This is a genomic window from Brevundimonas mediterranea, from assembly GCF_011064825.1.
In the GTDB taxonomy this organism is placed as follows: domain Bacteria; phylum Pseudomonadota; class Alphaproteobacteria; order Caulobacterales; family Caulobacteraceae; genus Brevundimonas; species Brevundimonas mediterranea_A.
On sequence record NZ_CP048751.1, the window covers coordinates 1490312 to 1516352 of the forward strand.

The following is a 26041-nucleotide window of genomic DNA, read 5'->3' on the forward strand; positions in this document are numbered from 1 at the left end:
GTCCTGACGGCGACATTGGTGATCGGCGCCGGCGAGGCGTTGTTGCGTCAATCTCGATCGGCTGGATCCACACAGCCATTGCTGACTCAAGCGGCCAACTGAACCGAAACTTGAAGACGGGCCGTCGCGGCGCATTCAGGCCAAGAAAAACGCCGTCTCCAGGCGGAGACGGCGTTCAGTCTTTCAACCCTTCTTGTCTGTCTTTGGTCGGCCTGAAAGACCAGGCCGACCGTCGGGACAGGCTTAGAAGTTGATGTTGATCGTCGCGCGACGGTTGAGCGGCTCACGCACGCCGTCAGCGGTCGGCTTGGCCAGGGCGGTTTCGCCCTTGCCGTCCAGGGCGATGACGCCGCCGTTGACGCCTTGGGCGACCAGGGCGTCCGCGACGGTGCGCGAACGACGGTTCGACAGGCCGAGGTTATAGGCGGCCGAGCCCGAGGTGTCGGTGTAGCCGACGATCAGGACGCGCGTCGCGGCGCCCGACTTGGCGTAGGTCGCGGCTTGCGTCACGACCGAGCGGGCTTCCGCCGTCAGGTCCGAACGATCCCAGTCGAAATAGACCACGAACTCACGCGCGGCCGGCTTGACCGGAGCCGGCGGCGGCGGCGGCGGGGGCGGAGGAGGCGGGGGCGGCGGCGGGGGCGGCGGGGGCGGGGGCGGTGCAGCTTCTTCAGCGCCGAAGCTGTAACGCAGACCCAGGGTCACGGTGTGCGACTGATCGTAGTCGCCATCCCATTCGCCGAACGAGGTCGCGCCGACGCCGGTGCCGACCGTGGTCGAGGCGAACGAGGCGTCGCCCGTCAGATAGCGGTAGGTCAGGTCGATATTGGTGCGGTCGCCCACAGCCCAGGCCAGACCGGCGATCGCCTGAGCGGCGAACTCGGTCGAGTCGTCATCGGCGGTGAAGGTGGCGCCGCGGTTGGCGCGCAGGTTGCCGTTGGTGTCGGTGGTGACGCGGTTCACGCCGGCGCCGAGACCGACGAAGGGACGGATGCCCCAGGCTTCATAGCCGAAATCATAGATGACATTGGCCATCAGGGTGGCCGACTCGATGTCGCCTTCCGGAGAGAAGCAGCCGCCGGTCGCCGGGGTCAGGTTGCACAGGCCCTGGGTGCCGGAGACGGCGCGCACGGTGCCGATGTCGCCCGAGCGGTAGCCGCCTTCGAGTTCAACGCGCCAGTTGGGGTTGAAGCGATAGCCGAGACGGGCGAAAGCCGCCCAGCCGTCGTTCACTTCATAGTTCCAGTTGGCGCCCGTCGTCGACGATTCGGCGTTGATGTCGTCGATCATGTGGTAACCGGCGTCGATCGCGCCGTACCAGCCGTTAGGTTCTGCCGAAGCCGCGCCAGCTGACAGGGCCAGGGCGGCCGCTGCGCTGGAGGCCAGCACGATAGTCTTCATACGCATGGGGATTAGCCCTCCGCCTGTTTGTATTCGGGCGGGTCTACCGCCTTCGCGGGTCTTACCAGCGTTGCCGTGGAAGGTCGAGGCGAAAACGAGGCGGACAAGCGCGCTGAATTGATCACCGTGCTATTGATGCTACAGGTAAAATTGTCTCTGAGCCATTGCTTGGACGCACTTTGGACCCCGCGAGAACACAACGCCGGGGCGCTGGCACGTACCCCCGAACGAGAATTTAGCCGGCCATCACCTGCATTCCCAACCATTCCGTGATCAGGGCGGGCTTGTCGTCGCCTTCAATCTCGACCGTGATTTCATGCTTTAACAGCCAGCGCCCTGCGCCCCTGTCTTCCGCCGACAGCAGCCGGAACCGCCCCCGAACCCTCGACCCCGCCCGCACCGGAGCCAGGAATCTGAGCCGGTCAAATCCGTAATTGATTCCCATCACCGCACCCTCAAGCGGCGCAACAGCGTCATAGCTCATCGCCGACGCCAGGCTGAGGGTCAGGAAACCGTGGGCGATGGCGCCGCCGAACGGCGTCGCCTGGGCGGCCTCGGGATCCACATGGATGAACTGCCGATCCTCGGTGCAATCGGCGAAGGCGTCGATCCTGGCTTGGCTGACCTCGAACCACCTCGAGATTCCCACCTGCTGGCCGACCAAACTCTGGAGCTCGCTCGTCGTCATCACTGTCTTCGCCATGAGATTCCTTCCCGACTTTCCTGTTTGAGCGACGGTGGCCGAGACAATGCCGGAAGGAAAGACCTACCCCTCGAAACGGCCTTCCAAGATCTCGCCATAAAGCACTGCGTCAACATTGCCCCCGGACAGGACGATGCCTGTGGTTCGTCCTTTCGTCTCGGACTTGCCGGAGAGCAGGGCGGCCAGGGAGACCGCTCCGCCGGGCTCGACGACCAGCTTCAGGTGACGGAAGGCGAACCGCACCGCCTCGGCCACCTCCGCATCCGACACCGTGAGCGCACCCGCCAGCCGCCGATTGATCGGCCAGGTCAGTACGCCCGGCATCGGGGACATCAGGGCGTCGCAAATGGACGGCGGGCCCTGCGGATGACCAACCCGCTCCCCCGCCGCCAGAGACCGCGCGGTGTCGTCATAGGCCTCGGGCTCCACCACGATCACCTTCGTCTGCGGACTGCGTTCAGCCATGACCAGATTGATCCCGGCCATCAGCCCGCCGCCGGAGGCGCCGCACAAAAGCTGGTCCATCGGCGCATCCGCCTGGTCCAACATCTCCAGCGCCACCGTGCCCTGGCCCTCGATAATGAAGGGATCGTCGAACGGCGGGACCAGAACAGACCCCCGCTCGGCTGCTATCGCGGCGCCGATGGCCTCTCGGCTCTCGGTCCAGCGATCATAGAGCCGCACCTCTCCGCCGAATCCGATCACCCCCTCGACCTTCACCCGGGGCGAGTCGGACGGCATGACGATGATCGCCGACGTCCCGACCAAGGCGGCGGCGGCGGCCACGCCCTGGGCGTGATTGCCGGAAGAAAAGGCGACGACGCCGCGCGCCTTCTGCTCGGCGTTCAGTCGGCTGATGCGGTTGTAGGCCCCGCGAAACTTGAACGCCCCTGCCCGCTGCAGGTTCTCGGCCTTCATCAGCACCCGCCCGCCGACCACGGCGTTCAGGGCGAGACTTTCGATCAACGGCGTGCGGACAGCGACGCCGTCGATCTGGCGGGCGGCGTCAAGGACGCCTTCAAAGCTGGGCAGGTGCGTCGTCATATGCTCCCCTTAGCCCAGGGTACGAGCGCCGCGTAAGGCGCCGATATGGAGAGAAACCGCTTGAGCCTGATCCTCGCCATCGACCAGGGCACGACCTCGACCCGCGCCATCGCCTTCGAAGTCCGCGACGGGGGCCTGCGCCCCGTGGCTGTCAGCCAGATCGAACTGGCCCAGCATTTCCCACAGTCCGGATGGGTCGAGCATGATGCGTCCGAGATCTGGTCCGCCGTGCTCCAGACCTGTCGCGAAGTGGTGCAGAAGGCGGGCGGCGTCGATCGATTCGCCGCCGTGGGCCTCACCAACCAGCGCGAGACGGCCGTGATGTGGGACGCAGGGACCGGCGCGCCCCTGCACCGCGCCATCGTCTGGCAGGACCGGCGCACCGCCCCCGTCACTGCGCGACTGACCGCAGAAGGCCACGAGCCCGCCGTCCAGGCTGCGACCGGCCTGATCCTGGATCCCTATTTCTCGGCGACGAAGTTCGCCTGGCTGCTGGACGCCGTGCCGGGGGCGCGCGACCGGGCGATCCGGGGCGAGGTCAAGCTGGGCACGATCGACGCCTGGTTGATCTGGAAACTGACGGGCGGCCGGATCCACGCCACCGACGCCTCCAACGCCGCCCGCACCGCCCTGATGGACCTGAAGACGGTCGAATGGCGCGACGATCTGTGCGCCCTGTTCGCCGTGCCCCGCGCCGCCCTGCCCCCAATTGTTCCTTGCGCAGGGGTGATTGGTGAGACGGAGCCCGGCCTGTTCGGCCGCGCTCTGCCCCTGGCCGGATCCGCAGGAGACCAGCAGGCGGCCCTGGTCGGGCACGGAGCCCTGCACCCCGGCGACGCCAAGATCACCTATGGCACTGGGGCCTTCCTGGTCGCCAATGTCGGGCCGGAACCCGTCGCCTCGACCCGTCGTCTGCTGGGCACGCTGGGCTATCAGGCCGCAGGCCAGACCGCCTATGCGCTGGAGGGTTCGATCTTTTCGGCCGGCTCGGCGATCCAGTGGCTGCGCGACGGGGTGAAGCTGATCTCGGAATCCCGCCAATCCGAGGCCATGGCGCAGGGCCTGGCCGATAACGGCGGCGTCTATATGGTGCCCGGTTTCACCGGCCTGGGCGCGCCCTGGTGGGAGCCCGAGGCGCGCGGCGCCGTGGTAGGGCTGACGCGGGATTCCGGCCCGGCCCATTTCGTCCGCGCGGCGCTGGAGGCCCTGGCCTATCAGACACGCGACCTGCTGGACGCCCTGGCCCAGGACGGCGCCCCGCCGCTGAAGACGCTGAAGGTCGACGGCGGCGTCACCGCCAACAGTTTCGCCATGCAGTTCGTCGCCGACATCTGCGAAGTCGAGGTCGAACGACCGGCCTTCCAGGAAATGACCGCCCTGGGCGCCGCCCGCCTCGCCGCCCTCGGCGTCGGACTTCTGCCCGATCTGAAGGCCCGCACGACCGAGGCCCCGGCCCGCTGGACGCCCCGCATGAAACCGGCGGAGCGCGACCGCCTGCTTTCCGGCTGGCGCCGCGCCGTAAAGGCCGCCATCATCGCCGCGCCGGACCGCGCATAAGACGGGGCCGGTGCAGGAAACAACAGGCCGCCCATGACCGACGCTACAATCGACGCCCAGACGGCTTTTTCCGGCACACGTGAGGTCGATCCCCGCTATCGGCTTGACGAGGAGGCTCTGGACGCCTGGATGGCCGTCCATGTCGCTGGCTACTTCGGTCCGCTGACGATGCGCCAGTTCAAGGGCGGCCAGTCGAACCCGACCTATGAGCTGACCACGCCCGGCGCCGCCTATGTGTTGCGCCGCAAGCCGCCCGGCGTCCTGCTGCCCAGCGCCCATGCGGTGGACCGCGAATTCCAGGTCATCTCAGCCCTCGCCGCCCAGGGATTTCCAGTCGCCCGGCCGCACGCCCTGTGCATGGACGAGACCGTCATCGGCTCGATCTTCTATGTGATGGACAAGGTCGAGGGGCGGATATTCTGGGACCTGAAGCTGCCCGGCCTGACGCCGGCGGAACGTCGCGCCGTCTATGAGGCCCAGACGGACGCCCTGGCCCGGCTGCACGCTTTCGATCCCGACGCCATCGGCCTGTCGGACTATGGCAAGGCCGGCAACTATTTCGCCCGCCAGGTCGGCCGCTGGACCAAACAGTATCGCGCTTCCGAGATCGAGCCGATCCCGTCCATGGATCGGCTGATCGCCTTCCTGCCGGACAGTCTGCCGCCCGAGGGGCCCAGCCGCATCGTCCACGGCGACTTCAGGCTGGACAATCTGATCCTGGCGCCGGATGCGGCCGAGGTTCGGGCCGTGCTGGACTGGGAGCTGTCGACCCTGGGCGATCCAATGGCCGACTTCTCCTATCTGCTGATCGCCTGGGCCATTCCGGCGTCCCTGCGCAATGGCCTGGCCGGCGCCGACCTGGAGGCTCTGGGGATTCCCTCCGTCGAGGAAACAGTCGAACGCTATGCGGTGGCGACCGGGATGCGGCCCGCCAATCTGGACTGGCTGTACGCCTATAATCTGTTCCGGCTGGCGGCCATCTGCCAGGGCATCGCCGGTCGCGTCCGCGACGGCACAGCGGCCAGCGCCCACGCCCGCACCATGGCCGCCCAGGTCGGGCCGCTCAGTGACGCGGCCTGGGGCTTTGCGAAGAAGGCGGGTGCCTAGAACCCCCCGGCCGGCCCCTGCCGGCCCCTGCAGCTCTATCCGCCCCTGAGCCTCACGCGCCGAACGACCGGTTGCCGGCGACAGGCCCAAACCCCGTCAGCGCGTCCTGCCCGACGTCCCAGTAGGCGCGGTTCAATTTCTGACGGCGGCGCCCAGGATGCGGCGATCCGTCTTGCCCTGGATCATCACCACCACGGCGTCTCCGCCATGCGTCTGGGGCAGATCAAACAGGATGGGGCGGCCGCGCCAATCGCCGAGATTCACGATATCCCGCACCACATTGACGTGACGTACGGTCTGCCCCCGGTTCTCGCCACGGCTGACCTCGACCATTTGGGGGCCGGGCGTATAGGTGACGGCCAGCACCTCCGCGCCGCCCGACGGCGGGCGGCCCGAACCGATCCCGACCTGATCGCCGGTCTCGCGGAACTCGATCTCGGGCGGCCAGATACGGCGGCTCGCCTCCTCCACGATGGCGTGTTCCAGCTCCAGTCCACGCGCGCCGGAAACCTGGCGGCGGCCGTCGATCACCACCTGGGGCGTGGACACGCCGCGTTGGCGCAAAGCGGCGCGATAGGCGCGCTGGCGCTGCACGAACTCGGGCCGGGCGAAGGTGTCGGTCCAACCCAGATAGTCCCAGTAGTCGACGCCATAGGTCAGGGCGATGACCCCCGGCTCGCCCGCCGCCCGCTCGACCACCGCATTCGCCTCGACACAGCCGCCGCAGCCCTGGGCGGTGAACAGTTCGACCACCACCGGCGAGCCGGCCGTGGCGGCCGCGCGCACGGGCTTGCCCCGCGCCCCGACAGGCTGGGCGACTGACCCGACGGACAACAGAACGCCCGTCATGACCGTCGCTGCGATGATCCAGACCCTGTTTCTCATGGCGACGTTCTTTAGCCCGCGCAGATGCGGCCGGGAGTCATAAGTGCGTGACCCGCAGCCCCAGGCCTCAATCCATCAGTTGTTGCGACAGATAGACATAGTGACGGGCCCAGCGACGGGCGTTGGCCACCGGATCGGCGTCGTTGGAGTGACCACCGGCCGTATCCTCGTAATAGAGATGGTCATGGCCCTGGTCGCCCAGACGGGCGGCGAACTTGCGCGCGTGGCCCGGGTGGACCCGGTCGTCGCGGGTGTTGGTGGTCAGATAGACGCGGGGATAGGTCACGTCCGGCCGCAGCTGCTGATAGGCGGAATATCGGGCGATCCACTCGGCTTCTTCGGGGATGCGCGGATCGCCGTATTCGCCGATCCACGAGGCGCCGGCCGGCAGCTCGTGATAACGCAGCATATCGACCAGCGGGCTCTCAATCACAGCCGCATTGAACAGTTCGGGATGCTGGGTGATCGACACGCTGGTCAGGACCCCGCCGTTCGAGCGGCCGTAGATGCCCAGACGGCGCGGGCTGGTGACGCCCCGCTGTTCCAGATCACGCGCCACGGCGGCGAAGTCGTCGAAGGCGCGCTGGCGGTTTCCGTCCAGGGCCGCCTGGTGCCAGTCGGGACCGAACTCGCCGCCGCCACGGATATTAGCCTGGACGAAGACCCCGCCCCGCTCCAGCCACAGCTTGCCCATCTCGGGCTTGTAGGCCGGGTTCAGACTGACCTGGAACCCGCCGTAGCCCAGCATGATGGTCGGGTTCGACCCGTCCAGCTTCATGTCGCGCGGCCGGGTGATGAAATAGGGGATCCTGGTCCCGTCGGTCGAGGTGGCCTCGTACTGTTCGGTCACATGGGTCGAGGCGTCGAACTTGGCCGGAGCGGACTTCAGCGGGGTCAGGGTCGCCGCATCCGCATCAGCAAGGCTGAGGGTCGGCGGAACGAGGAAGCCCTGGGTCGAGACGAAAACCTCGCCCCGCGACTTGGACGAGTCGCCTAATCCAACGGCCAGGTTTTCGGGCACGGCGACGGACCGCTCGTGCCAGGGGAACTCGCCTTGAGGCGTGAATATCGAGAGGCGACCGCTGACATTGTCGTTTATGGCGACGACGATCCGATCAGAAAGCACCCTGACATCGGCGATGGCTTGCCGTGGGGTTGGAACGAAGACCTGTGCCGCCTGATGACTCGGTCCCGCCCAAGAACCGTCAGGCCGGTCATGTAAGCTGTCCAATGGCATCGCCATCAGGGCTCCGGCAGGCCCGCCGCCATATCCGAGAAGATCCCGGCCAAAGACCTCTTCGGGCGTGAAGACCAACATGCCGTCGAGCATGCCGTAGATGCTTACCCGTTCGGGAATTCGGAGCTTGTAGGTTCGCTCCCCCACCAACTGCCACGTCTCCGACCGGAAGGTGTCCAGCGGGCGGGTGATTATGACGGCTGTGACCTTGCCGTCCTTGTCGCGATAGACGGCGGGGCTGACGCCATAGCCGCCGTCGCCCTGTTCGCCGCGATAGACCTCGACCGCCTGGGCCAGGGTCTGGCCGCGCTTCAACGTCTTGACGATGAAGGGATAGCCGGACTCGGTCATTGTTCCGGAGCCAAAGTCGGTGGCGACCAGGAGCGTGTCGCGGTCCAGCCATTCGATGCGGTGCTTGCCCTCTGACAGGTTGAAACCACCGTCCACGAACTGTTTCGTCGTCAGGTCGAACTCGCGCACCACCACCGCGTCCTTGCCGCCGTCGGACAGGTTGATCAGGCAACGGGTCTCGTCGGGCGCCAGACAGTCGGCGCCCTTGAACACCCAGTCCTTGCCCTCGGCCTTGGACAGGGCGTCGATGTCCAGCAGTGTCTCCCACTGCGGGGTGGCGGTGCGGTAGCTGTCCAGCGTCGTGCGCCGCCAGACGCCCTTGGGATTGGCCGCGTCCTGCCAGAAATTGCCGATCCCGTCGCCGAGGAAGGACGGGCCGGGGATGCGGTCGGTGGCGGTCAGGATGGCCTGGGCCTCGGCGCGGAAGGTCTCGTAGCGGGGATCGCCGGTCAGGACGGCCAGCGACTTGCGGTTCTCCTCGGCGACGAAGGCCATGGCCTCGGCCCCGTCCACCTGCTCCAGCGCCAGATGGTCGTCGGCGGCCGCCACACCGGCCGGGGTCAGGTCGCGGGGGAAGTGGGGCGGGGAAGTCTCCGAAGCGACGGTCATGGGGGAGAAATACTCTTCCATGTTCCGATTGCTCGCGCAGGCGCCGAGCAGAAGCGCCGGAATGGCGGCGGACAGGATCAGGTGACGCATGGCTCAAACTCTCCGCTCATCCCCGCGAAAGCCGGGACCCAGACCTTTGGGCGTTCGGCGTCGCCCGTTCGTGCTGAACTCGATCCCAGCCGCCGAACCTTGCGAAAGGACTGGGTCCCGGCTTTCGCGGGGATGAGCGGAAAGAAAAGCCCTTACTCCTGCGCCGGCGTGTCCATCAGTCGGCGCGACAGATAGGTGTATTCCAACGCCAACCGCCGCGCCGTCTCTTGCAGGTTCGCCCCTGCCGCATGGCCGCCGTCGGTGTTCTCATAGAACAGCACCGGATAGCCCAGCTCTTCCAGACGCGCCGCCGCCTTGCGGGCGTGGCCTGGATGGACCCGGTCGTCCTTGGTCGAGGTGTGGATGAAGACTTCGGGATAGGGCTGGCCGGCCCGCAGGTTCTGATAGGGCGAATAGGCCTGGATCCAGGCGCGTTGTTCCGGAATGTCCGGATCGCCGTACTCGCCCTTCCACGAGTCGCCGGCCAGCAGCTTGTGGAAGCGCAGCATGTCGAACAGGGGCACCTGGATGACCGCCGCGTTGATCAGATCCGGCCGCTGGGTCAGCATCGCCCCCATGAACAGGCCGCCTTGAGAGCCCCCCATGATCCCTAGCTTCGGCTGGCTGGTGATATCGCGGGCGATCAGGTCGAGCGCCACGGCCTGGAAGTCCTCGTGCGCCCGTTGGCGGTTCTGCTGCAAAGCCGCCTCGTGCCAGCGCGGACCGAACTCGCCGCCGCCGCGCGTATTGGCGATGACATAGACCCCGCCCCGCTCCAGCCACAGCTTGCCGACCGTCGCCGAATAGCCGGGCAACAGCGAGCTTTCGAACCCGCCGTAGCCGTACAGCAGCGTCGGATTGGAGCCGTCCAGCGGCATGTCCGCCTTATGGACCACGAAATAGGGGATCATGGTCCCGTCGGCCGAGCGGGCCTCATGCTGGTCCACCGTCATGCCGGTCGCGTCGAACTTGGCCGGCATCGACTTGACCTGATCGACCGCGCCGGTCGCCGCATCGGCCAGCCACAGGCTGGACGGGTTCAGATAGCCGGTGACGCTGACGAAGACCTTGTCGTCGGTCTCCGACGCCGAGCCGACGCCGACCGAGACGTTCTGCGGCAGGTCCAGGGTCGTATGGGTCCATTCCGTCTCGCCGGGCCGGTAGATCCGCACCGAACCGCGAACATTGTCATACAGGGCGACGACCAGGGTGTTGCGCGTGGCGTTGACCCCCTCGACCGCCTGACGCTCGGTCGGGCGCAGCACCAGGACGGCGGGCGTGGCCTGGTCTTCCAGCCAGGCGTCCAGCGGCCAGGCGATCAGGTTGCCGCTCTTGAAGTCCTGACCCGATGGCGCGGTCCAGTCTTGTTTCAGCGACACCACCAGCTGACCGGCGACCAGTCCGGTGATGTCCGACTTGGCCGGCAGGGCCAGTTTCACCACCGCCCCGTCGTCGGTGACGCGATAGGTCTCGGACGAATAGAAGTCGATCGAACGGTTGATCAGGGTCGCCTTCAGCACCCCGTCGGCGTCCCGCAGCGTATAGCCGGACACCGAGACGTCGGTCGGCTCGCCCATGAACAGGACGTCGGCCTGATCCAGCGACTGACCGCGCATCATCCGCTTCACTATCATCGGATAGCCGGAGTTGGTCAGGGTGCCGACGCCGAAATCGCGCGAGATCAGCAGGGTGTCCTTGTTCAGCCAGGTCGCGCCGCCCTTGGATTCCGGCAGGACGAAGCCCCCCTCGACGAAGCTGCGCGTCACGCTGTCGAACTCGCGCAGGGTCACGGCGTCCTTGCCGCCGTTCGACAGGCTGATCAGGCAGTAGCGCTCTTCGGGCGCCAGGCAGGTCGAACCCTTGTAGACCCAGTTGGCGCTCTCGGCCTCGGCCAGGGCGTCGATGTCCAGCACCGTCTCCCACTGGGGCTCGGCGGTCTTGTAGGAGTCCAGCGTCGTGCGTCGCCAGACGCCGCGCACATGCTGGGCGTCCTGCCAGAAATTGTCGATATGACCGTCATGGGTGAAGCCCGGAGCCGGGATCCGGTCGCGCGCCTGTACGATGGCTAGCGCCTGCTGGTGCAAGGGCTCATAGCGGGGGTCGCCTTGCAGCACGCCCAGCGAATGGGTGTTGTGGTCCTTGACCCAGGCCATGGCCCGCGCGCCCTCGACGTCCTCGAGCCAGACATAGGGGTCGCTCGCCTCGCTGGTTGCGAAGGCGGGAGCGGAGGAAGCGGTCTGGGCCATGGATACCGACGTCAGGCTGGTGGAGGCGAGAAGGGCCGCGAGCACGGCGGCGGATGAGCGGATCATGGACAGTCCCCGGAATTGAAGACGGGCACCTTAACGGCGGTCCGCCGCGCGGCAAGGCGACGAATCCGCCCTTACGGTTTTGTCATCTTTGTCTCAGCCCTCGTCCGGGATGCAGATCAGATTTCCGCAGGCCTTGCAGTGGACGGCGTCCGGGTCATGGGTCTGAAGGCCGCATCGGTCGCAAGGGAAACGAACCTTGTGCGGCTTGATCAGGGCCTGGGCCAGACGCAGGAACAGGGTGATCCCCACCAGCATGATGGCGATGGACAGAAGCTTGCCCAGCGGCCCCGGCAGGGTGACGTCGCCGAACCCGGTCGTCGTCAGGGTCGCCACGGTGAAATAGAGGGCGTCGATATAGCCGCTGATCCCGTCATGCCCCCGGAAGGTCGCATAGACGAAGCCGGTCACGACGAAGACGAAGGTCACCAGGCCCGAAAGCGCGCGCACGATCCCCTCGACCCGGGTGTCGTCGAACCGCGCGCCGACCGTCCGCCAGAAGAAGTCGGAGTTCAGCAGGGTCCACAGCCGCAGCATACGCAGGAAGCCGAGGTTGAACAGCCAGGCCGGGAACAGCAGGGTCGCCAGAATAAACAGGTCCAGCCAGACGATCGGCCGTTTCAGCCAGTCCTTGATGTCGGAATAGGCGTAGGCCCGCGCCGCCAGATCGACCGCCAGCAGGGCGGCGATCAGATAGTCGAGCACATAGAAGGCCCAGCCCATGTTCTTCAGGATCGGCGCCGCCAGGAAGAAGGCGATGATGGCGAAGTCGATGACAATGACCGTCAACCGGAACTTCACCGCCGCCGGCTGGCCGCCGTGATACAGGTATCGCAGCCGCGCGCGCAGCCTCAGGCCGTCCTTGGGGTCGGTTTCGCTCTGGGACACAGTGGTTTCCGGACGACGGGGATAGGCCTATATGGCCTGCATGACCCGTCCTTTCATCAAGATGAACGGCGCCGGCAATGACTTCATCGTCATCGACGCGCTGGAAACGCCGTTTCGTCCGACCGAGGACCAGATCCGCGCCCTGGCCGACCGCGCCTCGGGCGAGGGGTTCGACCAGCTGATCGCCATCGAGCCGTCCGAGACCGCCGACGCCTTCATGCGGGTGTGGAACGCCGACGGCTCCATGGTGGAGACCTGCGGCAACGCCCTGCGCTGCGTCGGCTGGCTGCTGATGGAGGCCGGCGGCGGCGACAGGGTCACGATCGACACCGCAGCCGGCCCCACCACCGCCACACGTGCGGGCGACCGCCGGGTCACGGTGGACATGGGCCGCCCGCGCCTCGACTGGACCCAGGTGCCCTTGGCCGAGGAGATGGACACCCGCGGCATCGAGCTTCAGGTCGGCCCCATCGACGCCCCCCTGCTGCACACGCCCGGCGCCGTTTCGATGGGCAATCCGCACGTCGTCTTCTTCACCGACCGCCAGGACGACGGCTTCGTCACCGGCTCCGGCTCCCTGGTCGAACATCATCCCCTGTTTCCCGAGGGCGTGAACGTCGGTTTCGCTCATGTGCTGGACCGCGACCACATCCGTCTGCGCGTCTGGGAGCGGGGCGCCGGCCTGACCAAGGCCTGCGGCACCGGCGCCTGCGCGGCCCAGGTCGCGGCGGCCCGGCGAGGCCTGACGGATCGCAAGGCCACCGTCGTCGTCGACGGCGGCGAACTGGTGATCGACTGGGACCCGGCGACCGACCATGTCCTGATGACCGGCCCTGTCGAGATCGAACGCACGGGCGCGCTGTCCTTCTAGGCGGCGTGGCCGGTTGACGTTGACGCCAACGGAAGCTTCGGAACAGGTCTGTACGCCTTCCGGGGGGTCAAGGCTTGGCGCAGCCCTTCCCACGCTCTAGGACACGAACGGTTACAGCCCCGCTGACGCCCTGGACGCCCCCGATGCCCGATCAAACCGAAAAACAGACCTTCTCCGACCAGGAGGCGCTGGACTTCCACCTCTTCCCGACCCCGGGCAAGATCTCGATGGCCCCGACCAAGCCGATGGCGACCCAGCGCGACCTGTCGCTGGCCTATTCGCCGGGCGTGGCCGTGCCGGTCCTTGCCATCGCCGCCGATGCGGACAAGGCCTACGAATATACGTCCAAGGGCAATCTGGTCGCCGTCATCTCCAACGGCACCGCCATCCTGGGCCTGGGCAATCTGGGCCACATGGCCTCCAAGCCGGTGATGGAGGGCAAGTCGGTCCTGTTCAAGCGCTTCGCCGACGTCGACAGCTTCGACGTCGAGGTCAAGACCACCGATCCGGACGAATTCATCACCGTCGTCAAGAACATCGGCGACACCTGGGGCGGCATCAATCTGGAGGACATCAAGTCCCCCGAGTGCTTCGTCATCGAGAGCGAGCTTCAGGACCTGCTGGACATCCCCGTCTTCCATGACGACCAGCACGGCACGGCCATCATCTCGACCGCCGGCCTGATCAACGCCTGCCACGTCGCCGGAAAACGGCTGGACGAGGTCAAGGTGGTTCTGTCGGGCGCGGGCGCGGCCGGCCTGTCCTCGATCGCCCTGATGAAGGCCGCCGGGGTCAAGGCCGAGAACACCGTCATCTGCGATCGGGACGGCGTCGTCTATCAGGGCCGCGAACACGGCATGGACCAATGGAAGGCCGCCCACGCCACCGACACCCCCCTGCGCACCATGGCCGAGGCCATGGTCGGGGCCGATGTCGTCCTGGGCCTGTCGGCCAAGGGCGCGATCACCAAGGAGATGGTGGCCTCCATGGCCCCTAATCCGATCATCTTCGCCATGGCCAACCCCGATCCCGAGATCACGCCGGAAGACGTCAAGTCAGTCCGGTCCGACGCCATCATCGCCACCGGCCGCTCGGACTATGTGAACCAGGTCAACAACGTCCTGGCCTTCCCCTATCTGTTCCGAGGCGCCCTGGATGTGCGCGCCCGTCGGGTGAACCACGAGATGAAGGTCGCCTGCGCCCAGGCCCTGGCGGCCCTGGCCCGCGAGGATGTGCCCGACGAGGTGGCCGCCGCCTATCGTGGCCGCAAGCTGAAGTTCGGCCCCGACTATATCATCCCCACCCCGTTCGACCCGCGCCTGATCTGGTACATCCCGCCCTTCATCGCCCAGGCGGCGATGGATACCGGCGTGGCCCGCGTCCAGATCGAGGATATGGACGTCTATCGCAACGCCCTGCGCTCGCGCGTCGATCCGTCCGCCGCCCTGATGCAGAAGATCAACTCGGCGGTGCGCGGCGGACCGAACAAGCGCGTTGTTTTCGCCGAGGGCGAAGAACTGGCGGTCATCCGCGCCGCCTGGGGCTTCAAACAGGCCGATCTGGGCACGCCCATCCTGGTCGGCCGCGAGGATCTGATCCGTCAGAACGCCGCCGAGGCCGGTCTGAATTTCGATGACCTGGGCATTGAGATCACGAACGCCCGCGTCTCCGAACACAATGTCGAGGACACCGACTGGCTGTACGAGAAGCTGCAGCGCCGGGGCTATCTGCGCCGCGACGTCGCGCGGATGATCAACCAGGACCGCAACTATTTCGCCGCCACCCTGGTGGCCAAGGGTCGGGCCGACGCCATGGTCGCGGGCGTGACCCGCAACTTCAACATGGCCCTGAAGGAGGTCCAGCGCGTGCTGGACGTCGAGGACACCCTGATCGGCCTGTCGATCCTGCTGGCCAAGGGCCGCACCCTGTTCGTGGCCGACACCACCATCCACGAACTGCCGGACGCCGCCGAACTGGCCGACATCGCCGTCAAGGCGGCCGAGACCGTGCGCAGGCTGGGCCGCAATCCGCGCGTCGCCTTCCTCAGCTATTCGACCTTCGGCAATCCGCCCGGCGACCGGGCCGAAAAGGTGCGCGAGGCCATCCGCATCCTGGACAAGAAGGGCGTCGATTTCGAATACGAGGGCGAAATGCCGCCGGAGGTGGCGCTGGATCCCAAGGGCCACCCGGCCTACGCCTTCAACCGCCTGACCAAGCCGGCCAACGTCCTGGTCATGCCCGCCATTCATTCAGCCGCCATCTCGACCAAACTGGTCCAGGCCCTGGGCGGCGCCACGGTGATCGGCCCCCTGCTGGTCGGGCTGGAGAAGCCGGTGCAGATCGTCTCCCTGGGCGCCTCGGTCAGCGAGATCATCACCGCCGCCACCTTCGCCGCCTATGACGCCGGTCCCGCCTTCCAGGGGTCGGGCCTGACCTCGGCGCCGCGGCCGCCCGCAGCGGCGGTCGAGAAGACCACCACTGCGGTGCCCCCCACCGTCTGATCATGAGCGAACCCGGCCCCTTCCCGCCCACCGCCCCCCCGCCCCGGCGGGTGGAGCCGGGTCTCTATCTGGTGGCGACGCCGATCGGGAATCTGCGCGACATGACGCTGAGGGCGCTGGACGTCCTGGCCGCCGCCGACCTGGTCCTGGCCGAGGACACCCGCGTCACCGCCAAACTGCTGACCGCATACGGGCTGAAGGCGAAGCTTGAACGCTGCGACGATCACGCTTCGACCCGCGCGGCTGAACTGGCCATCGAACGGCTCAGGAACGGCGAGGTGGTGGCCCTGGTTTCGGACGCGGGCACGCCGCTGGTGTCGGACCCCGGTTTCGTCGTCGCCCGGGCCGTGATCGCCGAGGGGCTGCCGGTCCATCCGATCCCCGGTCCGTCCAGCCTGCTGGCCGCCCTGTGCATCGCCGGCCTGCCCGCCGACCGGGTCCTGTTCGCCGGCTTCCTGCCGCCCAAGACCGCCGGCCGCAAGTCGATGCTGGAAGACCTGAAAAGCCAGCGCCAGACCCTGGTCTTCTTCGAGAGCGGGCCGCGTCTGCGCGACAGTCTGACGGACATGGCCGCCGTCCTGGGACCGCGCCCCGCCGCCGTGGCGCGCGAATTGACGAAACTGTTCGAGGAATGCGTGCGCGGCCCGCTGGACGAACTGGCGGTCCACCCCAAACTCGACGGTCCCAAGGGCGAGATCGTCGTGGTGGTCGGCCCCGGCGAAGCAGAGGTCGCCTCGGCTGCAGATGCCGATGCGGCCCTGGCCGAGGCCCTGACCCGTCTGGCGCCCGGCGAAGCGGCGTCAGAGGTGTCGCGCGCCCTGGACCTGCCCCGCAAGCCTCTTTACCGCCGGGCTCTGGAGCTCCAGGGCAAGTGAACGCCCGCCTGCCCCGCCCGGCGCCGAAGCGACGCCCCAAGGCGGCGTGGCGTCAGGCCAAGGGCGGCGCCGCCTTCAAGGCCGGCCATGCGGCCGAATGGGTCGCCGCCCTGTGGCTGATGTTCAAGGGCTATCAGGTGCTGGGCTTCCGCCTGAAGACCCGGTCCGGTGAAATCGACCTGCTGGCGCGACGCGGCCGGATTCTGGCCGTGGTCGAGGTCAAACGTCGCACCACCCTGAACGCCGCGCTCCTGGCTCTGAAGCCGGCCCAGCATGATCGACTGATCGCGGCGGGCGAGGCCGTCCGACGCAATCGGCCGGCCCTGCAACCTCTTGATTTGAGAATTGATATGGTGGCGCTGGCTCCTGGCCGGTTTCCGCGTCATCTTCGCGGCGTCCAGAGACATGGCGGGGGCTGAAAGGATCGCATGACGCGGGAGAAGGCCGAGGCCATCCTGACGTCGGCCGGAGCGGCTGGCGACGACGGCTTCCCGCTGCTGGAGGCCGCGATCGCCTGCGCCATTCACGACAATCCGTTGCGCGACGCCGAGCCCGTCCGCACCCTGGCCCACGGCGCCTGCGAACGGCTGAAGGAACGGATCGGCGCAGAAGGCCCCGACGACGCCCTGTCCGAGACCATGGCGGCCGACCTGCGGCTGAACGGCGACCTGCTGCACTACGACCATCCCGACAACACCGACATCATCGCGGTCGCCGAGCGTCGGCGCGGTCTGTCGGCGGCGCTTGCGGTCTTCTATCTGCACGCGGCCCGAGCGGCGGGACTCAAGGCGGCGGGTGTGGATTTCCCGGGCCATTTTCTGGTCCGTGTCGAGACGGCCGAGGGACCGGTGGCCCTGGACCCCTTCAGTCAGGGGCGGCTGGTCATGCCCAGCGAACTGACGCGCCGCGCCTTACGCGCCGGGTTGACGCCGCATGTCGCCGACCGTCTGGACATACTGATGGCGCCGGTGACCGACCGCCAGACCTTGATCCGGCTGCAGAACATGTTGTTCAGCCGCGCCATCCACAGCCGCGACTATGACTCCGCCGAACGCTCGGCCCTGCGCCGCGCCCTGCTGGACCCCGACGATCATCGGCCCTGGCTGGACGTCGCCGCCGCGCGCGAGAAACAGGGCGCCCTGACCGGCTCGCTCCAGGCCCTGTCCCGGGCTCACGGCCTGGACGGCGTCGAGGAGGCGCGGCGCAGTTCGACCTTCGAACGCGTGCGGCTGCGGCTGAACTAGACCGCCTCGCCGCGCAGCAGCTTCGGCAAATCCCCAGTCGCCCCGCCGGCTTCCTGCATGAAGGCCCGACGCAAAGGCCCGATGCGATTGACCGCCGCCATGCCCAGATCGCGCGCGATCCGCACCGGGGCGATGTCGTTGGAGAACAGCCGCACGAAGGCGTCGAACCCCGCCGCCAGGGCCGCCGTGTCGAACCGGCGCCAGCGGGCGTAACGTTCCAACACCGTCTCGGCCCCGATATCTTCGCCCAGACGCGCGGCCTCGGCCAGGACCTCCGCCAGGGCCGCCGCGTCCTTCAAGCCCATGTTCAAGCCCTGGCCGGCCACCGGGTGCACGCCGTGGGCCGCGTCGCCGATCAGGGCGATGCGCGGCGCGACGATCTTCTCGGCCAGGCTGAGCGACAGCGGATAGACGAAACGCGGCCCCTCGACCGTGACACCCTCCAGAAAATCGCCGAACCGCCGCATCAGATGGGACTGGAAGGCTGCGTCGGAGGCGTCGCGCAGGGCCTCGGCCCGGCGTGTGGTCTCGGTCCAGACCAGGCTCGCGCGTTGATCCGTCAGCGGCAGGATGGCGAAGGGGCCGCTGGGCAGGAAATATTCGTGGGCGACATTGCCATGATCGCGGCCCAGCCGCACCGTGGCCACCACCCCGCTCTGGCCGTAGGCCCAGCCGACGGTGTCTATGCCGGCGGCCCGTCGAACCGTCGAACCCCGCCCTTCCGCCCCCACCACCAGAGACGCAATCAGGGTCGCGCCGTCCGCCAGGGTCACGGTCGCCTTGCCGACGTCGGTTTGGACACTGGCGACGGAGGACGGCGCCCGAACCTCAATCCCCGCCGCCGTCACCGCCTCGGCGAGGGCGACGCGGATGCGGCGGTTCTCGACCATATAGCCCAGCGGCTCGCCGCCCGTGCGGCCGCCTATCTCGTCGGCGTCGAACCGCAGGAAGGCCGGCGAGGCCGACCGGCTGGCCGCGCCCGGCCGACGGCCGTCGGTCACCAGGATATGGTCCATCCGGCAGGCGTGGGGCCGCAGGGACTGGCCCAGGCCCAGGGCGTCCAACATGCGGAAGGTCGAAAAGGCCACGGCCGTCGAACGGCCGTCGAACGTCGGCGCAAGTTGTGCGCTGAACGGCTGCGGATCGACCAGGACCACCTTCAACCCGGCCTGGGCCGCCGCCAGGGCGAACGCCGCCCCGCTCAACCCCGCACCGGCGATGATGATGTCGTAGCGTTCGGTGTCTGCCATGGCAGGCTTGTCGCGCCCGAAGACCGAAACGTCCAGACGGGAAATCGTCGCAACGCCGACAGGCCTTGACCTCGGTCAAGGCTTTCGCCCGACGACTGCCCCACGGATAGCGCGGCAGGAGGCCAGGATGAACAGACGACGGATTCTGATCGGCGCCGGCGCAACGCTCGCCCTGGGCGCGGCGGGCGGCTTCGCTTGGCGGACATCCACAGGATCAAGCGGCGACTACGACCGTCTCACGGCCCGGTTTCGCGCCCCCTTGACGGACGCTCCCCCCGTGACTGAACTGGTCCGGTACGCCGCCCTGGCGGCCAGCGGTCACAACACCCAACCCTGGCGCTTTCGCCTCTCCGACGGCGCCGTCGACATCCTGCCCGACCTGACCCGCCGGACGCCGGCGGTCGATCCCGATGACCACCATCTGTTCGTCAGCCTGGGCTGTGCGGCCGAGAATTTGCGCATCGCCGCCGCCGCGACCGGCCGCCCCGGCGAACTGGCTTTGGGCGCTGACGGACGCAGCCTGCGCTACAGCTTCACCTCCGGAGCCGCCCAACCGGATCCCCTGTTCGCCGCCATTCCAGCTCGACGCTCCAGCCGCACCATCTATGACGGCCATCCCATACCGCCGAGCGCGCTGGCCCGACTGCGTCAGGCGACCACGGCGCCCGGCGTCGCCTTTCATCTTCTGACCGACCGGCCCAGCCTGGATCGCGTCCGCGAACTGGTGGTCGCCGGCAACACCGCCCAGATGGCCGATCCCGCCTTCATGGCCGAGTTGAAACATTGGCTGCGCTTCAATCCCCGCGCCGCCCTGCGCCAGGGCGACGGCCTGTTTTCGGCGTCCAGCGGCAGTCCCGTCCTGCCCGATGGCCTGGGCCGGCTCGCTTTCGACCGGTTCTTTACAGCCGCGAGCGAAAACACCCGCTATGAGGCCCAGATCGCCTCGTCCGCCGCCGTGGCCGTCTTCGTGGCGGAACGATCCGATCCCGCCCACTGGATCGCCGTCGGCCGGGCCTGCCAGAGACTGATGCTGGCTGCGACGGGCCTGGGGCTTCGCCACGCCTTCGTCAATCAGCCGGTCGAGGTCGCAGCCCTGCGCCCGGAACTGGCCGCCCTGGTCGGCGAAGGCGACAAACGTCCGAACCTGGTGCTGCGGCTCGGCTTCGGTCCGACCCTGCCTCTGTCCCCGCGTCGCTCCGTCGAGGCGGTGATCCTCTGACGGCTGGGGACGGCTGGTAAACAACCTCTTAACCCTGAAGGTGCGACAAGGGCGGTCGAACGTCAGCCGCCCTGAAGGTCACGCCTTTCATGTCCACCGCCCTCGCCGTCGGCCGTCAGGCCTGGATCAGCACCCGCATCCTGTGGGGCGCGCCCTTCGTGGTGCGCTTCCGGGGCATGCTTCAGGCCCTGCTGGCGACCCTGCTTCTGGTCGCCCTGATCTCGTGGAACCCTGCGGACGCCAGCCTGAACGCGGCTTCCAGCCTGCCGACCACCAACTGGCTGGGCGCCAATGGCGCTTTGTTCGCCGATCTGTTCATGCAGTCGCTGGGTCTGGCCGCCTGGCCCGCCGCCCTGCTGCTGGTCGCCTTTGGTCTGGCCCGTGCGGTCGGCGACGCCATCCAGCAGCGGTTGAAGCCGACACCGTTGAAGGCTCTGGCCGCGACGGGCGGGGTGCTGCTGCTGTCCGGCGCCCTCGCCGCCCTGGCCGCGCCCGCCGCCTGGCCCCTGGCCGCCGGACTGGGCGGTCTGTGGGGCGACGGCTTCACCGGCCTGACGGCCCAGGGCATAGGCGCCCTGCGCATTCCCGGCGGACGGATCATCGCCGGTCTGGTCTTCCTGATCGGCGGCCTGTGGCTGACCGGTTTCGCAATCGGCCTGCGAGCCATGGATTTCGTGGACGCCCTGCACTGGGGCCGGTCGCTGCGTCGTCCGCCCGCCCCCCCCGCCCCTGCGGTCAAGACGCCCCGCCCCCGCGCCGCGGCCAAGCCCAAAGCCGAACCTCGCGCAGCCGCAAGCCTCGACGATGTCGCGACGGACTCCGGTTCGGCCGACACCCCTCAGACCGCCTATGACGACCTGCCCCCGTGGGAAGACGAACCGGCTCAGGCGGCGCCCCGCCCCTCGGCCGCCCGGCCGATCGAGCCCCGCGTCGCTGCGCCCAAGGCGCCCAAGGCCCGCAAGGACGACACAGACCAGCAGGCCTTCGACTTCGTTCGGCCAGAAGGCGCCTTCGATCTGCCGCCCCTGGGCATACTGACCAAACCGGCCCAGCGCGTCGCCTCGGTGGACGAGCACTCGCTGAAGCAGAACGCCAAGATGCTGGAAGGCGTGCTGCAGGAGTTCGGCGTGCGCGGCGTGATCGACCAGATTCGCCCCGGCCCTGTCGTCACACTCTACGAATTGGTGCCTGCTCCCGGCGTGAAACACGGCCGCGTCGTGGCCCTGGCCGACGACATCGCCCGCTCCATGTCCGCGCGCGCCTGCCGCATCTCGGTGGTCCAGGGCCGCAACGCGATCGGCATCGAACTGCCCAACGCCAAGCGCGAGACCGTCTATCTGCGCGATCTGCTGTCCAGCGCCGAATACGACAAGAAGGGCCACCTGCTGCCCCTGGCCCTGGGCGAGACCATCGGCGGCGAACCCTATGTCGCCGACCTGGCGCGGATGCCCCACCTGCTGATCGCGGGCACCACCGGCTCGGGCAAGTCGGTGGGGGTCAACGCCATGATCCTGTCGATCCTGTATCGCCACAGCCCGGCCGAGTGCCGCTTCATCATGATCGACCCCAAGATGCTGGAGCTGTCGGTCTATGACGGCATCCCGCACCTGCTGGCCCCGGTCGTCACCGACCCGAAGAAGGCCGTCGTCGCCCTGAAATGGACGGTGCGCGAGATGGAGGACCGGTATCGCCGCATGTCCAAACTGGGCGTGCGCAACATCGCCTCCTACAACGAGCGCGCCCGCGAAGCCCAGGCGAAGGGCGAGCATTTCGAGCGCACGGTCCAGACCGGCTTCGACGATCAGGGCCGCCCGGTCTATGAATCCGAGAAGATCCGGCCCGAGCCCCTGCCCTTCCTCGTCGTGGTCATGGACGAGATGGCCGACCTGATGCTGGTCGCCGGCAAGGACGTCGAGGGCGCCGTCCAGCGCCTGGCCCAGATGGCCCGCGCCGCCGGCATCCACCTGATCATGGCGACGCAGCGCCCGTCGGTCGACGTCATCACCGGCACCATCAAGGCCAACTTCCCGACCCGGATCAGCTTCCAGGTCACCTCCAAGATCGACAGCCGCACCATCCTGGGCGAACAGGGCGGCGAACAGCTGCTGGGCCAGGGCGACATGCTCTACATGGCCGGCGGCGGGCGGATCACCCGCCTGCACGGCCCCTTCGTGGACGACAAGGAAGTCGAGGACGTCTGCAAACACCTGAAGGCCCAGGCCGAGCCCGACTATCTGGACCTGATCACCGACGAACCGGACGGCGATGCCGACGGGGCGATGGATGAAGGGGGCGGCGGCTCCGGCGATGACCTGTATGACCGCGCCGTGGCCGTGGTGACGCGGGACCGCAAGGCCTCGACCAGCTACGTCCAGCGCCGGCTGCAGATCGGCTACAACCGCGCCGCCTCGCTGATCGAGCGGATGGAGCAGGAAGGCGTGGTCAGCCCGGCCAACCACGCGGGCAAGCGCGATGTCCTGGCCGGTCCGCCGCCGATGGCGTGACGCCGCATCGGAACAGGCGGCGTCCAAGCCCGTTACCCCTCCCGCTGCCGTCGCAAGCTTCAGCATTTCGATGAACAGGACTTCATCGGAGCGCCGGAATATGGTCAGGCTCGCGTCATTCCGACGCCAAGCCGACCGGGCAAGACGGCAGGATCGACAACCGTCCCGAACGGGAGACTGACTTCATGACCGCCCACGCCAAGACCCTCGCCCTCGCCCCCGCCGATTTCCAGCGCCGTCGGCTGCTGCTGGGCGCAGGCCTCCTGACCGGCTTCGCGGCGCTTGGCGTCTTCGATACGGCCCAGGCCCAGTCCAACCTGTCCGCCGAAGACCGCGCCGTGGTGCAGCAGGCTCAAGCCTATCTGCAGACCCTGACCTCGGCCCAGGGGACCTTCGTCGAGACGGGTCCGGGCGGTCAACGTCGTGAAGGCCGTTTCTATCTGCAGCGTCCGGGCAAGATGAGGTTCGAATACACCAGTCCGGCCGGACTTCTGGTGGTGTCGGACGGCTACAACGTCAAACGCTATGACCCGCGCCTCAACAATTTCCAGCAGGTGCCTCTGGGCCGCACGCCCCTGTCCACCTTCCTGGCGCGCAATGTCCGTCTGGACCAGGGCGTCCGCATCGACCGTGTCACGCGGATGAGCTCCGGCGCCTTCGCGATCACCGCGCGCGATTCCGGTCGTCCCAACGACGGTGCGGTCGTTCTGGCCTTCGCCGGCGATCCGATGCGGCTGCATGAATGGACCATTACGGACGCACAGGGCGCCCGCACCCGCACCCAGCTGACAGCGCTTCAGCCAGCCTCGAACCTGGCTTCCAGCCTGTTTCAGCTCCGGGATCCGACCCGTCGCCCCGGCCGCAACTGAGTCTGGCTTCAAGGATCAACACTATCCGTCCGTTGCCGGATAATCACAGCCAAACATCAAATATGACAATTTGACCTTTTCTTTTTGCCGTGACATTAGAAGCACAGAGCGGCGGCGGCCGTTCTACCGCCTCGGATGCATCCCCCTCCCGGCGGCGAGAGAGACGATCACCTTTTATAAGCCCGGCCCGTAGCGGCCGGGCCTTTTTTATGCGCCGAGGCCTGCTATGGCGGGGCATGACCCTTCGCCTCGCCACCTGGAACATCAACTCCGTCCGCCTGCGCATCGACCAGGTCGCCCGATTCGTCGCCGAACGCGCGCCCGACGTCCTGCTGTTGCAGGAGATCAAGTGCACGACCGATCAATTTCCGCGCGCCGCCTTTGAGGACATGGGAATGCCCCACCTGCGCGTGGCTGGCCAGAAGGGCTGGCACGGGGTGGCCATCGCCTCGCGCCTGCCGCTGGAGGACAGCGACACCTTCCAGGTCTGCAAACTGGGCCATGCGCGCTGCGTCTCCGCCCAGGTCGCCGGGATCGATGTTCAGAACTTCTATATACCCGCCGGCGGGGACGTCCCTGATCGGACCCTGAACCCCAAGTTCGATCACAAGATGGACTTTTACGAACAGCTGACCGCCATCGTCGCCAGACAGGACAAGTCGCGCCCCCTGGTCATGGCCGGCGACTTCAACATCGCCCCGGGCGAGGGCGACGTCTTCAACCATCGCTACATGTCCAAGATCGTCAGCCACACGCCGATCGAGGTCGAGACCCTGAACCGGCTCCAGGCCACAGGCGGCTTCGCCGACGTGCTGCGGGACCGATTCCCGGAGCCGCAAAAGCTGGCCAGCTGGTGGAGCTATCGCGCCGCCGACTTCCGCAAGTCCAATCGCGGCCTCCGCCTGGACCACATCTGGACCTCGCCGGGCCTCACTCCAGCCGTGGCCAAAGACACCGCCCGAATCCACGATGACGTCCGCGAATGGGACCGCCCGTCGGATCACGCCCCGGTCACGGTCGATCTGGACGTCTGACCCTCAATAGACGGGAAGCAGGCGTCCGCGGATCGCGGTGGCGGGCTTGGGGCGTCGGCCCAGAGCCTTGGCCGCCTTGGCCAGTCGGTCCACCGCCTGATCCAAGACCGGTTCGGGCAGGGTGTAGGGCAGGCGCAGGCGGCGTTCGAAGGCGCCGTCGACGCCGAAGCGAGGCCCCGCCGCCAGCCGCAGCCCCTCGGCCTCGGCTCGCACCACCAAGGCGGAGCTGATCGGCGCGGGCAGGCGGACCCAAAGCGACAGGCCGCCGGCGGGACGGGGGCAGGTCCAGTCGGGCAGGCGCTGGGCGAGCTGCGCACGCAAATGGTCTCGCCGCACTCGTAGAAGGGGGCGACGCACCGCCAGGGCCGCTCCACCGTCATTCAGCAGTTCAACCGCCGCCAACTGCTCCAGGATCGGCACGCCTAGGTCGAAACTGGCGCGGCTTTGGGCTAGGCGCTGGATCACCGCCCGGTCGGCGCGGATCCAGCCGATGCGCAACCCGCCCCAAACGCTCTTGGACATGGAGCCCAGCCGCACGACGCGCGGCGCATCGACGGCCGAGGCGCTGAGCGCGGGCGGTCCGCTGAGCGTCAGATCGACCAGGGTCTCGTCGAGGACCAGCAGGGTCTCGCTCCCCTTCAACCCGGCCAACAAACGCGACCGGTCGGGCGCACGCATCATCCGGCCGGTCGGATTATTATGATCGAGGACCAGATAGGCCATGGGCGCCCCGCTGCGCCGACAGGCCGAGACCAGACCCTCTACATCCCAACCATCCTCTCCCGCGTCGTCCGGCAGGGCCACGGGCGTGGCGCGTCCTCCGGCGGCCAGGATGGCGTCAATGGCCTGGGGATAGGTCGGATGGTCGATCACCACCGGATCGCCGGGCCGAACCGTCAGGCGCAACAGATGGACCAAGCCGTTGTGCGCCCCATGAGTGATCAGGATTTGGCCAGGCGACGTCGGCAGGCCTCGGCGGCGATAGCCGGCCGCGACCGTTTCGCGCAGCTCCTCCAGCCCGGCGGTTTCATAGCCGTGGCCGGGCAGGTTTGCGGGCAATCGCTCCAGCGCGCGAACATAGGCGGTGTGAACATTGGGGTCGGCGGGCAGGACTGCGGCCGTCAGGTCGATCAGGCCGGGTTTGGTTTCGTCGACGCCGGGGGCATGACGCGGACCAGGCCCCGCGGGAAGACTTGTCCGGGCCGCCGCCCCCTGTCCGCCGGTCAGAAAGCCGTCATCCCGAAGTCGGCCATAGGCAGCGGATACAGTCGTACGGCTCAAACCCAACGCCTGCGCCATTTCTCGCTCGCCCGGCAACCGAGTCGCCAACGGCAGTCGTCCGTCCAGGATCAGAAGTCTTACTGCGCCGGCCAGTTGGCGATAGGCCGCCCCCGCGCCCGGCGTGCGCCAGGAGCCGAGATGGCGTGTCAGGGAGACAGGACTGATGGATCGCGGCGACATAAGGCCAGAATGGCATAACTGGACCTTTTTTT

Annotated in this window: 20 protein-coding genes; 11 read left to right on the forward strand and 9 right to left on the reverse strand. The window is 67.8% G+C overall.

The genetic code is table 11. The annotated features are described in order from the left end of the window. Positions 1-243 precede the first annotated feature (243 nt). The 3 genes from GYM46_RS07270 to GYM46_RS07280 all read right to left on the reverse strand — a co-directional run bounded on the left by GYM46_RS07270 (position 244) and on the right by GYM46_RS07280 (position 3148). A complete protein-coding gene (locus GYM46_RS07270) occupies positions 244-1401 on the reverse strand; it encodes an outer membrane beta-barrel protein (RefSeq protein ID WP_008260682.1) in 1158 nt (385 codons plus the stop codon). A 235-nt stretch (positions 1402-1636) separates the two neighbouring features. Beyond that, complete coding sequence (locus GYM46_RS07275) at positions 1637-2104, reverse strand: MaoC family dehydratase (protein ID WP_040349167.1); 468 nt, start codon at positions 2102-2104, stop codon at positions 1637-1639. A gap of 63 nt (positions 2105-2167) precedes the next feature. After that, a complete protein-coding gene (locus GYM46_RS07280) occupies positions 2168-3148 on the reverse strand; it encodes a threonine ammonia-lyase (RefSeq protein ID WP_008261339.1) in 981 nt (326 codons plus the stop codon). 45 nt (positions 3149-3193) lie between these two features. Here GYM46_RS07280 and glpK point away from each other — a divergent pair, with 45 nt between their 5' ends. Further along, complete coding sequence (gene glpK / locus GYM46_RS07285; RefSeq protein WP_008260358.1) at positions 3194-4705, forward strand: glycerol kinase GlpK; 1512 nt, start codon at positions 3194-3196, stop codon at positions 4703-4705. A gap of 33 nt (positions 4706-4738) precedes the next feature. Then, positions 4739-5812: a phosphotransferase family protein gene (locus tag GYM46_RS07290; RefSeq protein ID WP_008262234.1), complete on the forward strand. Its 1074-nt coding sequence runs from the start codon at positions 4739-4741 to the stop codon at positions 5810-5812. Between the two features lie 132 nt (positions 5813-5944). Here GYM46_RS07290 and GYM46_RS07295 read toward each other — a convergent pair whose 3' ends face one another. The 4 genes from GYM46_RS07295 to GYM46_RS07310 form a co-directional block, all read right to left on the reverse strand. Continuing rightward, complete coding sequence (locus GYM46_RS07295) at positions 5945-6697, reverse strand: DUF1223 domain-containing protein (RefSeq protein ID WP_008261898.1); 753 nt, start codon at positions 6695-6697, stop codon at positions 5945-5947. Between the two features lie 67 nt (positions 6698-6764). Continuing rightward, complete coding sequence (locus tag GYM46_RS07300; protein WP_008260098.1) at positions 6765-8984, reverse strand: prolyl oligopeptidase family serine peptidase; 2220 nt, start codon at positions 8982-8984, stop codon at positions 6765-6767. 152 nt (positions 8985-9136) lie between these two features. Then, complete coding sequence (locus GYM46_RS07305; protein WP_008258906.1) at positions 9137-11296, reverse strand: prolyl oligopeptidase family serine peptidase; 2160 nt, start codon at positions 11294-11296, stop codon at positions 9137-9139. Positions 11297-11389: 93 nt separating this feature from the next. Further along, on the reverse strand, positions 11390-12181 hold the full coding sequence (locus tag GYM46_RS07310) for a potassium channel family protein (protein ID WP_008261921.1): 792 nt from the start codon (positions 12179-12181) through the stop codon (positions 11390-11392). 40 nt (positions 12182-12221) lie between these two features. Here GYM46_RS07310 and dapF point away from each other — a divergent pair, with 40 nt between their 5' ends. The 5 genes from dapF to GYM46_RS07335 all read left to right on the forward strand — a co-directional run bounded on the left by dapF (position 12222) and on the right by GYM46_RS07335 (position 17672). Next, a complete protein-coding gene (gene dapF / locus GYM46_RS07315) occupies positions 12222-13052 on the forward strand; it encodes a diaminopimelate epimerase (protein WP_040349865.1) in 831 nt (276 codons plus the stop codon). 143 nt (positions 13053-13195) lie between these two features. Then, entirely contained in the window at positions 13196-15553 is a 2358-nt protein-coding gene (locus GYM46_RS07320) for an NADP-dependent malic enzyme (protein WP_008262109.1), read from the forward strand. Between the two features lie 2 nt (positions 15554-15555). Continuing rightward, positions 15556-16428 carry a 16S rRNA (cytidine(1402)-2'-O)-methyltransferase gene (gene rsmI / locus GYM46_RS07325; RefSeq protein ID WP_008261545.1) on the forward strand — a complete coding sequence of 291 codons (873 nt, stop codon included), beginning with the start codon at positions 15556-15558 and terminating at the stop codon, positions 16426-16428. Then, on the forward strand, positions 16425-16847 hold the full coding sequence (locus tag GYM46_RS07330; RefSeq protein ID WP_008262070.1) for a YraN family protein: 423 nt from the start codon (positions 16425-16427) through the stop codon (positions 16845-16847). Before rsmI ends, GYM46_RS07330 begins: the two co-directional genes overlap by 4 nt. A 9-nt stretch (positions 16848-16856) precedes the next feature. After that, entirely contained in the window at positions 16857-17672 is an 816-nt protein-coding gene (locus tag GYM46_RS07335) for a transglutaminase family protein (RefSeq protein ID WP_008264241.1), read from the forward strand. Here the strand turns inward: GYM46_RS07335 and GYM46_RS07340 are convergent. Further along, positions 17669-18922 carry a UbiH/UbiF/VisC/COQ6 family ubiquinone biosynthesis hydroxylase gene (locus tag GYM46_RS07340; protein WP_008260365.1) on the reverse strand — a complete coding sequence of 418 codons (1254 nt, stop codon included), beginning with the start codon at positions 18920-18922 and terminating at the stop codon, positions 17669-17671. The two genes, GYM46_RS07335 and GYM46_RS07340, sit on opposite strands and share 4 nt — an antisense overlap. Before the next feature lie 127 nt (positions 18923-19049). On the opposite strand from GYM46_RS07340, the gene GYM46_RS07345 reads away from it, so the two are divergent. The 4 genes from GYM46_RS07345 (at position 19050) to GYM46_RS07360 (ending at position 24548) form a co-directional block, all read left to right on the forward strand. Then, positions 19050-20141, forward strand: coding sequence for an Acg family FMN-binding oxidoreductase (locus tag GYM46_RS07345; protein ID WP_008264146.1), 1092 nt, complete (start codon positions 19050-19052; stop codon positions 20139-20141). An 89-nt stretch (positions 20142-20230) separates the two neighbouring features. Then, positions 20231-22645: an FtsK/SpoIIIE family DNA translocase gene (locus GYM46_RS07350; RefSeq protein WP_008261373.1), complete on the forward strand. Its 2415-nt coding sequence runs from the start codon at positions 20231-20233 to the stop codon at positions 22643-22645. 185 nt (positions 22646-22830) lie between these two features. Then, a complete protein-coding gene (locus GYM46_RS07355; RefSeq protein ID WP_008260462.1) occupies positions 22831-23514 on the forward strand; it encodes a LolA family protein in 684 nt (227 codons plus the stop codon). 236 nt (positions 23515-23750) lie between these two features. After that, the gene (locus GYM46_RS07360; RefSeq protein WP_008263611.1) at positions 23751-24548 is read left to right on the forward strand and encodes an exodeoxyribonuclease III; all 798 of its coding nucleotides are present in this window, start codon (positions 23751-23753) and stop codon (positions 24546-24548) included. Positions 24549-24551: 3 nt separating this feature from the next. Here GYM46_RS07360 and GYM46_RS07365 read toward each other — a convergent pair whose 3' ends face one another. Further along, positions 24552-26009, reverse strand: a complete 1458-nt coding sequence (locus GYM46_RS07365) for a PLP-dependent aminotransferase family protein (RefSeq protein WP_008263786.1) — start codon at positions 26007-26009, stop codon at positions 24552-24554. Positions 26010-26041 lie beyond the last annotated feature (32 nt).